Source organism: Mangrovibacterium sp. (genome assembly GCF_041596335.1).
GTDB lineage: Bacteria > Bacteroidota > Bacteroidia > Bacteroidales > Prolixibacteraceae > Mangrovibacterium.
Genome location: NZ_JBFHIT010000001.1, coordinates 69,983 through 83,553 on the forward strand (window position 1 = coordinate 69,983; position 13,571 = coordinate 83,553).

General features: G+C 44.1%; 11 protein-coding genes and 2 tRNA genes. 8 read left to right on the forward strand and 5 right to left on the reverse strand.

Annotated features, from left to right (window positions below; genetic code table 11):
• Positions 1-152: 152 nt before the first annotated feature.
• Positions 153-225 (reverse strand) — tRNA-Lys (locus ABZD21_RS00210).
• Positions 226-467: 242 nt separating this feature from the next.
• Here ABZD21_RS00210 and ABZD21_RS00215 point away from each other — a divergent pair.
• The 6 genes from ABZD21_RS00215 (at position 468) to ABZD21_RS00240 (ending at position 6,298) form a co-directional block, all read left to right on the forward strand.
• Positions 468-2,276 carry an SLC13 family permease gene (locus ABZD21_RS00215; protein WP_372771930.1) on the forward strand — a complete coding sequence of 603 codons (1,809 nt, stop codon included), beginning with the start codon at positions 468-470 and terminating at the stop codon, positions 2,274-2,276.
• A gap of 164 nt (positions 2,277-2,440) precedes the next feature.
• Entirely contained in the window at positions 2,441-3,349 is a 909-nt protein-coding gene (gene cysD, locus ABZD21_RS00220) for a sulfate adenylyltransferase subunit CysD (protein ID WP_372771931.1), read from the forward strand.
• Positions 3,350-3,413: 64 nt separating this feature from the next.
• The gene (cysN, locus tag ABZD21_RS00225) at positions 3,414-5,321 is read left to right on the forward strand and encodes a sulfate adenylyltransferase subunit CysN (RefSeq protein ID WP_372771933.1); all 1,908 of its coding nucleotides are present in this window, start codon (positions 3,414-3,416) and stop codon (positions 5,319-5,321) included.
• A gap of 150 nt (positions 5,322-5,471) precedes the next feature.
• Complete coding sequence (locus ABZD21_RS00230; protein ID WP_372771935.1) at positions 5,472-5,948, forward strand: hypothetical protein; 477 nt, start codon at positions 5,472-5,474, stop codon at positions 5,946-5,948.
• Positions 5,893-6,111, forward strand: coding sequence for a DUF3322 domain-containing protein (locus tag ABZD21_RS00235; RefSeq protein ID WP_372771937.1), 219 nt, complete (start codon positions 5,893-5,895; stop codon positions 6,109-6,111). The genes ABZD21_RS00230 and ABZD21_RS00235 overlap by 56 nt, the downstream gene beginning before the upstream one ends.
• A complete protein-coding gene (locus ABZD21_RS00240) occupies positions 6,074-6,298 on the forward strand; it encodes a hypothetical protein (RefSeq protein WP_372771939.1) in 225 nt (74 codons plus the stop codon). Before ABZD21_RS00235 ends, ABZD21_RS00240 begins: the two co-directional genes overlap by 38 nt.
• 133 nt (positions 6,299-6,431) lie before the next feature.
• Here ABZD21_RS00240 and ABZD21_RS00245 read toward each other — a convergent pair whose 3' ends face one another.
• Together ABZD21_RS00245 and ABZD21_RS00250 are read right to left on the reverse strand one after the other, a co-directional pair.
• Entirely contained in the window at positions 6,432-6,875 is a 444-nt protein-coding gene (locus tag ABZD21_RS00245) for a DUF4293 domain-containing protein (RefSeq protein WP_372771941.1), read from the reverse strand.
• A gap of 114 nt (positions 6,876-6,989) precedes the next feature.
• Positions 6,990-10,304, reverse strand: coding sequence for a UvrD-helicase domain-containing protein (locus tag ABZD21_RS00250; RefSeq protein WP_372771943.1), 3,315 nt, complete (start codon positions 10,302-10,304; stop codon positions 6,990-6,992).
• A gap of 329 nt (positions 10,305-10,633) precedes the next feature.
• Between ABZD21_RS00250 and ABZD21_RS00255 the strand changes: the two genes are divergently transcribed.
• Positions 10,634-11,593 carry a sensor histidine kinase gene (locus ABZD21_RS00255; protein WP_372771945.1) on the forward strand — a complete coding sequence of 320 codons (960 nt, stop codon included), beginning with the start codon at positions 10,634-10,636 and terminating at the stop codon, positions 11,591-11,593.
• Positions 11,586-12,236 carry a response regulator gene (locus tag ABZD21_RS00260; protein WP_372771947.1) on the forward strand — a complete coding sequence of 217 codons (651 nt, stop codon included), beginning with the start codon at positions 11,586-11,588 and terminating at the stop codon, positions 12,234-12,236. The genes ABZD21_RS00255 and ABZD21_RS00260 overlap by 8 nt, the downstream gene beginning before the upstream one ends.
• An 88-nt stretch (positions 12,237-12,324) precedes the next feature.
• Here the strand turns inward: ABZD21_RS00260 and ABZD21_RS00265 are convergent, their stop codons facing one another.
• Both ABZD21_RS00265 and ABZD21_RS00270 read right to left on the reverse strand, forming a co-directional pair.
• Complete coding sequence (locus ABZD21_RS00265) at positions 12,325-13,206, reverse strand: fructosamine kinase family protein (RefSeq protein WP_372771948.1); 882 nt, start codon at positions 13,204-13,206, stop codon at positions 12,325-12,327.
• Between the two features lie 136 nt (positions 13,207-13,342).
• Positions 13,343-13,426 (reverse strand) — tRNA-Leu (locus ABZD21_RS00270).
• Positions 13,427-13,571: the final 145 nt, after the last annotated feature.

A 13,571-nucleotide genomic window follows, 5' to 3' on the forward strand; every position in this document is an offset into this window, starting at 1 on the left:
TATGCCTAAAACCAAAATCCCCCAGATTTTCCGATTGATCCCAGATTTTCCGCTTGATCCCTTGATCCTCCCTTTTAACACCGGATTTGACAACACTAAAAAACAAAAGCCTCACAAGTTATTTACTTGCAAGGCTTTATCGATTTTCGGTGTGACTCAGCTGGGGCTCGAACCCAGGACCCCATCCTTAAAAGGGATGTGCTCTACCAGCTGAGCTACTGAGTCATCCTCATTATGTGTAGCCTTTTTGTTTAAAGGCGCTGCAAAACTAGCGTTTTTATCCATTAGTGCAAAACAAAAACAAACGTTTTTTAGAAAATATTTTCACAATCACCCGATACATTCAGAGAATCAGATTTTTACGCCAAAATATTTTTTCAGACAGCAATGAACGAAACGGAAATAAGTATTTAGCCCTATAATACCATAGCCAATAAAACCTACCTTTGAGGCAAAAATCAACTTCCATGATGACATTTGAAGGCTATTTTGTTTTGGCCGTGATTGTCATGATGATCATTGCGCTTATTTATGATCTCATGAGGCCGGGCTTATTGCTATTCTCTGCATTAGTTGTATTAATGGCTACCGGAGTAATCAATGCCGAAGAAAGCTTAGCCGGATTTTCGAACAAAGGAATGTTAACCGTAGCAGTTTTGTTTCTGGTGAGCGAAGGAGTTCGCCAAACCGGTGCGCTAAATATTATGGCGCGGGCTTTCCTCCCCAAGCGAAGAGGAAAGCTTCCCTTCACGCTGGCTCGAATATTACTTCCTGTATCTGCTCTTTCGGCCTTTTTAAACAACACGCCGGTGGTGATAATTTTCGCTCCTATGATTAAAAACTGGGCTGAGCGAATGAATCTTTCGCCACAAAAATTCCTGATCCCTCTTTCTTATGCCACTATTCTGGGCGGTATCTGTACCTTAATTGGTACTTCAACAAACCTGGTGGTACACGGGTTAATGCTTGAAAACAGCCTCCCCGGCCTGAACATGTTTGAATTGGGGAAAGTGGGAATTTGGATTGCCATCGCAGGTTTCCTGTACATGTCACTACTTGGTCACAAAATTTTACCCGGCGAAAAAAATAACCTTCGCAGAAACCGCAACGATTACAAAGAATACTTTCTGGATGCAACGCTTCCTGAAAACAGTTCGCTGATTGGTGAAGAAATTAGCAATGGTCGGACACATGCCATGAAAAACATTATCATTCACTCCATTGAGCGAGATCACCAACTAATTGATAGCCGCAAAGGAAAATTTACGCTTGAAAGTAACGACAAGCTGGTGATCGCCGTAAAATCCGACTCTCTGATTCCGCTGATCACGCATAAAAAACTGGAATTGAAGGCTATGAAAGGCTTCGGAAAGTTCTATAAAAGCACCGACATTAAGCAAATTGAAGCCGTAATTGCGCCCAGATTTCCAGGCATTAACCAAACAATCGACGAATTTGACTTTCTAAACCACTACCAGGCAGAAGTACTTGCCGTATATCGGAACGGAGAGACTATCTCGACAAATGTTGGCTCTGTGCGAATGAAAGACGGCGACAGTCTGGTGTTGCTTACCAACGAGAATTTCATCAAAAACTGGGGCGAATCAAAAATATTTTACCTCACCTCATTCATAGGTGAAATTCCTCCCCCCCGCTATAAAGGTCAACGACTCATTGCACTGCTGTTAGTCTTACTTATGATTGTTGGCGCTACTGTGGGCAAATACCTGCCGGAAATAAACGGAGCTAAACCCGACATGTTTTACTTCGCAGCTATTGTAGCCGTTGTTATGACCTGGGTTAACATTATGCCCAACCGGAAGTACACTAAAGTGATCTCCTGGGATGTGCTCATCACCATTGCCTGTGCTTTCGGTCTCAGCAAAGCTCTGCAAAATTCGGGGGCTGCCGACAGCATTGCGATGACAGCCATCAACTTTTCAAAATCGTGGGGTCCCATCGGTGTATTAATCACAATCTATCTAATCACAACGCTATTTACCGAAGTTATTACCAATAATGCCGCTGCCGCATTGGTCTTCCCCATTGCTTTCTCGGCCGCCGCACAGTTGAATGTCGACCCAAAACCGTTTTTCATAACCATCTGCATTGCTGCATCTGCTAGTTTCGCCACTCCAATTGGCTATCAAACCAATCTACTGGTTCAGGGTCTGGGTAACTATAAATTCATCGATTACACCAAAGTCGGTCTGCCGATGAATCTCATCGCGTTCATTATCTCAATCACCTTGATTCCTTTGATTTGGCCATTTTAAATTGAACCTTTTTTCAGCCAACATACTTTAGTAAGAACGCATTGACAGGGAGATGCTGACAAATACGAACTAATACCCATCGAATCTTATTCAAATTCGACTACTTTTGCACGCAACTTTTATTCCCTTGATATCGAAACAACGAAAAAATAAATCAAGTAGTTATGAAGAAATATAATCTGACGCATTTAAAGGAGCTCGAAGCGGAAGCCATCCACATTATTCGGGAGGTAGCTGCCGAGTTCGAAAATCCGGTGATGTTATATTCCATTGGGAAAGACTCGTCGGTAATGGTCAGGCTGGCTGAAAAAGCGTTTTATCCGGGAAAGGTTCCTTTTCCGCTAATGCACATTGATTCGAAATGGAAGTTTAAGGAAATGATCGAATTCCGCGACAACTATGCCAAAGAAAATGGCTGGGATTTGATTGTTCACTACAACAAACAAGCATACGAAGCCGGTGTTGGACCATTTACTCACGGAAGTAAGGTACACACCGACATGATGAAAACCCAAGCTCTTTTGGAAGGTCTGAACAAGTATAAGTTCGACGCGGCCTTCGGAGGCGCTCGTCGCGATGAAGAAAAATCAAGAGCGAAAGAACGTATTTTCTCATTTCGTGACAAATTTCACCAGTGGGATCCGAAGAATCAACGTCCGGAGCTGTGGGATATCTACAATGCCCGAGTCCACAAAGGTGAATCTATTCGGGTATTCCCAATCTCGAACTGGACAGAGCTGGACGTTTGGCAATACATTCGCCTCGAGAATATTCCTATCGTTCCGCTGTATTACGCCAAGGAACGTCCGGTAGTAAATGTCGATGGCAACCTGATTATGGTTGACGACGAACGGATGCCGAAAGAAATGGCCGACAAAGCTGAAATGAAAAGTGTTCGTTTCCGCACGTTGGGCTGTTACCCACTAACCGGCGCTATTGAGTCGCAAGCTGAAACAATTGAAGACATTGTGGAAGAGATGATGACCGTAACCGTTTCGGAGCGAACTACACGCGTTATCGACTTCGACCAGGAAGGAAGTATGGAGCAAAAGAAACGGGAAGGATATTTTTAAAAGCGGGTTACTCGTTACCCTTAAAACAAAAGTAAACTTGTGACACGAATTCAACTCTAAAACAATGACAGCTAAAAATTTAAACATACAAGACTTCCTGAACCAGGACGAAAAGAAAGACTTGCTGCGCATACTGACAGCTGGATCGGTTGACGATGGTAAATCGACCCTGATTGGCCGCCTGATGTTCGACAGTAAAATGATATACGAAGATCAGTTGGCTGCTCTGGAACGCGACAGCAAACGGATTGGCCACGCAGGCGAAGATATCGACTATGCCCTGCTGCTCGACGGCCTGAAGGCTGAACGTGAGCAAGGGATTACCATCGATGTAGCCTACCGCTATTTCTCGACCAACAAACGAAAATTCATTATTGCTGATACTCCGGGACACGAACAATATACCCGAAACATGGTTACCGGAGCCTCAACGGCAAACCTGGCCATTATTCTGATCGACGCCACAAAAGGTGTGATTACACAAACCCGTCGCCACACCTTCTTGGTTTCCCTGTTAGGAATTAAGCACGTGGTGTTGGCCGTAAACAAAATGGACCTTGTAAAATTTGACCAGAAAATTTTTGACGACATCTGCGAAGACTACAAAAATTTTGTCGCCCAACTGGATATTCCGGATGTAAACTTCATCCCCTTGTCGGCTTTAAAAGGTGACAATGTGGTTGAACCTTCGGCACACATGCCTTGGTACAAAGGCAAGTGCATGCTCGATTTTCTGGAGAATGTTCACATTAGCTCCGACCGCAATTTCGACGACATGCGTTACCCGGTTCAGTATGTGTTGAAACCCGACAATAACTTCCGTGGATTTTCAGCACGTGTTGCATCAGGAATCATCCGCAAAGGAGAAACCGTCATGGTTCTTCCGTCGAAGAAAACGTCGAAAGTAAAAAGCATCACAACTTACGACGGCGAACTGGATGAAGCCTTTCCTCCACAGTCGGTGACTGTGACGCTGGAGGACGAAATTGACATTTCGCGCGGCGACATGTTGGTGTACCCGGACAATCTTCCTAGAGTTGAACGCCATTTTGAGTCGATGCTGGTTTGGATGGATGAAAAGCCGATGGATCCGACCACCCACTTCATCATTAAGCACGCGAACCACAACACCAAAGCACGGATCGACAAAATTCAGTATAAAGTGGATGTGAACACGATGGCGAAGTCAAACATCGAGTTCTTCAACCTGAACGAAATTGGGCGGGTGGTTTTAACAACCAACAAACCTCTCTACTTCGATCCATACAAAAAGAATAAAGCTACCGGCGCTTTTGTGCTGATCGACCCAATGACGCACAACACCGTTGCTGTTGGGATGATCATCGACAAACTAAGTTCCGACAACCTGCCATCGCGCATTACCGAAGATGAACGGGAACAAATTCGCCAGGGAATAGGACTAGTCCCAACCGAACAATACGAAAAGCGCTACAATCAAAAAGGCGCAACCATCTGGGTAACAGGGCTGCATGGTTCCGGAAAGAATGAAGTCGCATTCAGCCTTGAAAAGCAGCTGTTTGAAATGGGGGCAACGGTTGTGCTACTCGATGGCAGCTCGGTTCGCTCCGGTCTTTCGAAAGAGCTGGATTATTCGCCCACCGACCGTGCTGAACATTTGCGCCGAGTGGCTGAGGTTGCCCGGATTTTGAATGATCAGGGAATCATCACCATCTGTTCATTCATTTCCCCCGATAAGGAAATCCGCAAACAAGTGGCTAAAATTATCGGCGAAGATCGTTTCCATTTGTGCTACCTTCAGGCTGATCTGGATTTCTGCAAGAACAACAAAGCAGAGTTCTACAATCAGGAAAACCTGAGCTATGTGCCGGGAATTGATATCCAGTTCGACGAACCTGAAAATGCTGCGCTCCAATTATTAGCAACCGACAATAGCAGAAATGCCGAACTAATAATTGAATATTGCCGCGAAAAAGGCATTTTCCCCTTGTAGTCATTCAAATTACAACATACCCAAAAGGTGAAGTCGATCGGCTTCACCTTTTTTTTGTTTCAACCTCCTGATCACCTCAAAAGGCAACCCTTTGGCCAGACTTGCCGTACCTACTCACAATGCGAGTCATTGAAAACAAACTCTCATCGTATGAAATCACAGGCATGGGCTTTGCCCGCACGATCCGTTTTGCTCATCTTTCTTTTTCAGCTGTTGGCTTTCACTTCCTGCAGAGTCACACTGCTCCCTCCGTATAATCCGGCTATTGCAACCCAAATTGAAAATACCTCTCGCGAAGTTGACAAATTTTACCTGACAATGGCTGAGCTTAGCAAACCCGAAAATGAGGGACGAGCCTACGCGAATTTCGCTGAAAAATACATCGAAATTGAGGTTGAATTAAATTCGCTCCTAAACAAAAACAAAGTGAGACCTCTGAATGAACACTCGACCCGTATTTGCGAAATCACCCTGCAACTGTGGATAAAATACCGAAACGAGCACAAGGAAGACAATACAATTAGCAATGGACTGATTGACCTGAACCGCAAGACATTCGGCGACCTGTTTTATGCCATGCAGGTTGCAGAAAAAGGTAAAGAAATTGCCGCAGATCCCCCGAAATAATCGTAACGTAAATCAGCATCACGATGAACTTCAACATAAACCAGGTTTTAAAAGACATGCTGTCGGTTGTAAAAGATACCGTTGGCGACAATTGGGACGAAGTAAAATCAATCACCGAACAGTTTTTGCAACGCCGGAAAGAGCGATTGGAATTATTGGCTAAACTTCGGATAACGGGTGAAATTACCCACGATCGTTTTCTTTCGCGCTTAGAAGATGAAAAACTGGTTATGGAAGCCGAATTACATGCACTAACAGTCGTTAGCAAGGCTATCGCCCAAAGAGCTGCAAACGCAGCAATTGACACTCTGTGTGCTGCTGTAAATACGGCCATTTCAGGCATCGTTTAAACGCCGTACAACAGATGATCTGCTCAACCCTTAGGTTTTGCACCAAATAACAACGAACAAACTATTGGACTGGTATTAGGCATAAAAAAAGCAACCCGGCAGGCTGCTTTTATATCTGATGTGAAAATATGCACTAACGAATCCGATCCATTGAGCGAATCAATGCTTCATCTTTCCCAATTGCCCGAATGGCCAAATAATCCAAAATAATTGAAACCAACGGAAAAACCACTGACACTTTGAAACTAATCTCAGCATTGTCGAAGCTATAATAAGTGAAGAAATAAAACATACCGAATAAACCAGCATTCAAAAGAATCGCCAAAACAAGACTACGGATTTGCAGTATTCGCTTTTTGTATAAAAAAATCGCGGCAACATGCAGCAGCAGAATAATTCCAATCAATCCGGCAATCGCCATGCCGTTTTCGGTAACTGTCCCCTGATATACAATTCCCTTGATATTGAATGAATAAAGCATGCTTTCGTGGGCAATTTCAGCGAACGGAAGCGAAAAAAGCAAGCCAATTAAAATGGCTGAAATGAGCATATAAACGGTTTGAATACGTTGAATCATAATTGTAAATTTTTAGCACAAAAATACTGTTTTGATCAGAAGTGGCAAGTGCAAAAGGAATGGGTAACGGTAAAAAACGGCTTAGCTGCGTATCTACCTCTAATTCGAATGACGCTACGACCGCACCTGCACCCGCTTATTGCTTCGGGTATACCAAATGTATCCTTCCACATTCGGAAATCCGCACTCGCGCAACACGTTCATATACCCCTCAACCTGAGCCACATACTTTTCCGATTCATGCTCACCTGATTTGTAGTCTACTACAATCACTTCATGGTCGGTCAGCATGATGCGGTCGGGGCGTTTCACCCCCACATAGCCGGTAATAATGTTGTGTTCGTTGAGTACCCGGCGCGAACCATCGAACCAGGAAGCGACCTCCGGATCGGTGATCAACTCAGTTAGTTGCTGCCGAATTTCATCGACTTCCGATTCGGGCAACATTCCTTTAAAGATGAGCTGTCCGCAAGCATCGTCCAATTGATCGGCGGTCTCAATCCGGGCCAAAATTTCGTGAATTAAACGCCCTTTGTTGATTTTACTATCCTGACTTTCGTCCGACTCGAAGAAATTCTCATGGTTTTTTCGCAAACGCAAGAATTTACTGAAATCCTTAAACGAAAATTCGTCGACCCGAAGCGAGCTCCCGGCCTCCCGTTCTTTCCGGTGAACTGCATACAACTCACCAATCTCGAGTAACTGCTTTTCGTCATCATAAAATTTGCTCAGCGGACTACAAATATCTTCGCGGCCATGAAATGGATAGTTTTCCTCGGAGGTAACGCAAAGCTTTAGTAAATCGCCAACCGACGACAGCTTTTTGTTAAATTCCGACCAGGTATACAATGCCGCTTTTGCACGTGTAAAGGCAACGTACAACATGTTCAGGTTGTCGATGTAGTTGCTTCGGATTTCGTTGAAATATTCGCCGAAGAAATGCGATTGCCCCATCGATTTGCCATATTTCACCGGCACCAGTTCAAGCTCATTGAAAGGCTCAACCGTTGGGCGGCACCATAAAATTGGCGCGTGCTGCCCAGAAATTCCCAACGACCAATCGCAAAACGGAATAAAAACACAATCGTATTCCAGCCCTTTGGATTTATGAATTGTTTGAATACGGATCGCATCAAGCTCCTCCGAAACCGAAATCGTCTTTTTGTGCCCCTGGTCGTCCCACCATTCCAGAAAGCCCGACAGATCGGCACTTCTGTTTTTCATATAGTTTGAAACCTGGTCAATGAAGGCCTGCAGATAAGCCAGTTCTTCTTTAAAATCAAACAAATAGAACCGGTTACATAAGCTGAAAAGTACTTCCTGAATATTTTGAGTAGCAAGCTGGTGATTAAAGTAGCTGTTCTGTAAAAACTGAAACAACTTATTCTCGTTGGTCCTGTAATCCTCAAAACGCTCGGCCAATTGAGGCTGATAAGGTGCCGAGAAATCCATTTGCAACTGTCCCTCTCCTACTCCTGCAAGCCAATCAACCTGTTTCCCCATTGCCTCAATTACCGGCTCAATGGTTCCGTAATATTGGTAGTTCGCAAAGGTTAGCGACAAAGCGTCGTCAGGATCTTTCAGCAATCGAAGCAAAGAGATCAAAAAGGCGACAGAACTGGCACTCTTTACATACAAACTTTCACCCGACAGCACATTAAAATTATAGGTCTGATCCTGCTGTGCTTTCTCAACTAGCAGACAATCGGCTACAACTTTAGCTTCGACCTTCGTTCGAACCAGGATCGCCATATCTTTTGCCTTCACGCCTTCATCCTGTGCTTTTTTAATCGACTCCACCAGTTCGGCCAGCACCAGTTCCTCATTGCCCGGCTCCTCGCCACTTTTTTGCTTTTCGAGGAAACGCATCCGAATGTAGCCAGAGTCCTTGCCGGATGTCTGACCAATTTCCTGCAAGCTTTCCTGATAAAGCTTTAAAATCGCATCGCCGAACAATTCGTCGGGCAAGCCTGCTTCTTGTGTTTGCCCGGAAAAATGATTCTGCATTAATTGCGGAACGAGTTGAAAAACCCGGTTATTAAACCGAATGACAACACCCGAGCTTCGCCAATTCTGACTGAGTTGCTTTTCAACCGAACCATTTGCCGGAAACGCTTGCGGCACTTCGCTAGCCAGAAGATTCCAGTCTCCATTTCGCCAGCGATAAATAGCCTGCTTCACATCGCCAACCAACATCGCCAAATTATCCTCGGCCAGCGAGTTTCCAATCAGTGGCTTAAAATTCCCCCACTGCAAACCCGATGTATCCTGAAACTCGTCGATCATGAAATGCTTGTAATAAACACCTGTTTTTTCATAGATGAAAGGCGTATCTGAATCGTCGATAATTTGTTTCAACAGGTTGCCGGATTCGGAAATTAGTATGACACTTTTTTCACGGGTGAGCTTGCGAACCGTTTCCTGCAAATCGACCAAAATGCCGAGCGTATACAATTGATTGACGATTAATTTCGCCGTGTTGTAATCTTGAATATTGGCTTCAAAATAACGAACAGCCTCGACAAGGATTGGCTGCAGTTGATGAGCGATGTTCTTGACGTGCTCAGATGTTTTTTTATCGTAAAAATTCTCCACATCGTCAACCACTGTTTGCAAGCGGCTTCCGACACTAAAATTATTGTCCTGCAACTTCTGGAAGCTGGTTGCCGCACTGGTTTTCTTAAATTTAAAATCTTCGACAGTAACTCCGGCTTGTTCCATTAACTTCGTACCTCTTTGCCCAAGTTCGCGCAGGGTATCTTCGAACTGAGTGATGATCCGACGCAAGTTTTTCCGATAGTTCCGGATGAATTTTTTATCGCTCAGTTTTTGATGCAAAAGCGGACTCAATTCACGGAAGGTTTCATTGTAAATCTGCTTTCCCAAAACAAGAATGTCCGATTTTAGGCTCCAGCCACCACCTTCACGAATTTTATCTTCGGCAAACTGCTTCAACCACGACAGCAGATCCGGATCGTCATCGATCGACAGAAGCAGCTGATCAACCGCTTCATCTAAAATCCGGTCGGCTTCCAAATCAACCTGATAGGCCGTATTGATGCCCAACTCCCGATTGAAAGCCCGAATGACGCGCTGAAAAAAACTATCGATGGTACTTATGGAAAACCGCGAATAATCGTGTAAGATGTGCCTTAACGCGTCCTCCGCCCGAACGGCCAACTCGGCTTCTGACAGATTCATCTCCGCTTTCAGCACCTCGAGATAAGCAGTATGCTTGCCCTTCCCCAACTGGTATAGTTCCTGAATGACTCGCTCTTTCATTTCGGCAGTCGCCTTATTGGTGAACGTTACAGCCAAAATATTCTTGTAGTTCCACTCGCCGGAAAGGGCAATTTTTAAGTATTCGACTGCCAAACGGAACGTTTTTCCGGAGCCTGCCGAGGCTTTGTAGATTTGAAGTTGAGACATGGGTACTGTGTTTCTGTTATCGCGAATTTGTCGGTCGGCTATTTGAAATTTATCGCTCAAATAACGAAACATAAAAGTACAAAAAATTGTCACGCCTAAAAGCTATTTCACCTTCCCAATCATGATCGCAAACCTGCTGCCGCGACAAAGCATTTCAGATCGCGCCGGCTCTTCCTGGTCTGCTTATTTCGATTGGCCCGCCAAAAAACGGATTCAATTTTTTCGAAGCAAGAAGCCTAAAGAGTTTGTACATTTGTCGTTAATCGGAATCTGTTCGTATAGCAACAAATTCGACAAAAACGGCGACTCGCCACCTAATATCACGGCTTATGGTTCTTCAAATTCTTTTGGTCATCTCCATCATTCTGCAATTCTTTGCTGTGGCTGTGGCCATTAAACTAACAAAAGTAACCAAGTACAATTTTTCATGGATCCTGCTGACGATCGGTTTTTTGGTCATGGCAGTCCGCCTGTTGGTCGAATTTTTGCCCTATGTCAGCAATTTCCAGCCACAGGAGCTGGGTGAGTTCATGGTATGGTCGGGTGTGATTATGTCGCTCACCTTTGCCATTGGGGTTTTTATGATTCAGCGCATTTTCAAGTACATGAAAAGGGTAGAAGACTCGCGTCGGTTGACTGAAAAAATGTTTCTGAATGCCATTATCCAGACGGAAGAAAAAGAGCGCAAACGTTTTGCCAAGGATCTGCACGACGGGCTTGGGCCGCTGTTGTCGACTGTAAAGATGTCGGTTTCGACCCTCGCCCAACTCGAGCACGAAAAAAGCTCGAAAGAGATTGTAAAAAACACCGAAATGGTGATCAACGAGGCCATTAAATCGCTTAAGGAAATATCGGACAACCTCAGTCCGCATGTCCTCAACAATTTTGGGTTGCTGCGGGCGCTTCGAAACTTCATCAACAAAATAAATATCACAAAAGCCATTCAAATTGAATTGAACTCGAACCTTGGAGACGAACGTTTTGAAAACAACACCGAGGTAGTCCTGTACCGGGTTGTTTGTGAGCTCATCAATAACACCATAAAACATGCCCGTGCAAAAAAAATTGCGATCGATTTGACCAAAGAAGAAAAAAATCTTACCATTGTGTATCACGATAACGGGAAAGGTTTCGACAAGGAAAAGTTACTGGAAAGCCCCACAAATAGCGGCATGGGTTTTTCAAATATTTTCTCCCGAATCAATTCCCTCAAAGGCGAAATAAACGTCGATACGGAGCCTGGCCGGGGAACCTTGGTAACCATAAAAGTAGGGACTGAAAATGATTGATCCATCCTATAAAATTGTACTTGTTGACGACCACACGCTTTTCAGAAATGGATTGCGCATTTTGCTGAATACGATCAACACCTATCAGGTAACCGGAGAGGCGGCCAATGGACAGGAATTTCTGGAGCTTTTAGACCAGATAATGCCTGACATCGTACTGTTGGATATCGACATGCCTGTTATGGATGGAATTACAGCCGCAAAACGTGCAATGGAGAAATATCCGGATCTGAAAATCATTACACTCTCGATGTATGGCGAAGAAGACTATTACTACAAAATGGTGGATGCCGGAGTAAAAGGCTTTTTGTTGAAAAACTCGGACATGAATGAGGTTAAGTCTGCGATTGAAACAGTGCTTGCCGGTGGAAACTATTTTTCGTCGGAGCTATTGCAAACACTGGTGAACAGCTTGCGCAGCTCCTCCAGAAACCGCGAACCGCAATATGGCCTGTCGGAACGTGAAATCGAAATTTTGATTTTAATTTGCCAAGGACTCTCCAATCAGGAAATAGCCGATCAATTATACATTTCCAAGCGAACCGTTGATAAACACCGAGCCAATATTCTGGAAAAAAGCGAATGTAAAAACACAGCTCAACTGGTAATGTATGCCATAAAAAATCAATTGGTGGAAATCTAATACCAGCTACGTAATCCGACACCAACCGGTTGATCGACAAACCCCAAGCAATTGTTATGCGCTTCAAAAAAAAACACACGCTCGTCAATCAGATAAAACGCTTGGCAAGCGAAATGGCCTGTTGCCCGTATGCTCCGCCAAACAAACAATAATGATTTAGAATGTGATAAATCTGATAGATCAGCACCCGCTCTTCCCATCCTTTTTCCAACGGAAAAGCTTCCTGATAGGCCGACCATGTTTTCGGTGAGAAACCACCAAACATTTGCATAATGGATAGCTCCATTTCCCGATGGGCATAATACGATGCCGGATCAATCAACGCTGGACCTTGGCTCGTATACATGTAATTCCCCGACCATAAATCTCCATGAATAAGCGATGCTCCCGGGTTCTCAGGAATCAGCAAGGGCAAACGGTCAATCAGATTTTCCATGACCTCCAAATCGGCCGAACTGAACGGGCGACTATTTTGGATCAGGCCGATTAAAAACCTCAACCTATTCTCCGCAAAAAAATCGATCCACGACTCATTCCACTCATTTTGCTGCAATGTCTCACCACAAAAGTTATCATGTTCAAACCCGTAATTTCCTTTTTTAGTTCGATGTAAATGAGCCAATCCTTGCCCTAAACGAATTTCTTGCCGGGCTGCATGACCGCGCTCCAGGTATTCCATCAAAATAAAACCACTTAGCTCATCGCCTTCTTTGGCCAAAATAACTTCCGGCACATACAATTCCCGACCAACTGTTTGTTTTAATTCGCGCAAACTCTCCGCCTCACGAACAAACAAATCATCCGGACAGGAAAAATTCCACTTGAGGAAAAAATCGCCTTTTGTTGTTTCAATACGAAAAGCATGGTTGATACAGCCACCGCTCAAAGGTTCCTTTTTTCGGATTAGAAAAGCTGAGCCCATCATTTCGGTTAGCTCATCCTGAACATAATTGAAGATACTCTCGATCATAGGAAGAAAGATACGACAAGAAAATGAATTTTGAAATGAGGTGGGAACTCGATCCTTCGATTAAAAACCGAGTTAATGAAAAACAAAAAATCCTTTGCAACATTCTAACTGCAAAGGATTTAACTATTCTATTTTGTGCCCAGAACAAGACTCGAACTTGCACACCGTAACCGGCACCAGCCCCTCAAGCTGGCGTGTCTACCAATTTCACCATCTGGGCAATAAATTTTAAGAACGGATCCATTTTCGTTGGTTTACCCAAAGCAATCGCTTCTTGTGTTTGGTAATCCATTCCCGTAAATGTGAGTGCAAAACTAAAAAAATATTCAAAACAACCTGCTTCAACAGTAAAAAATATTCATCGT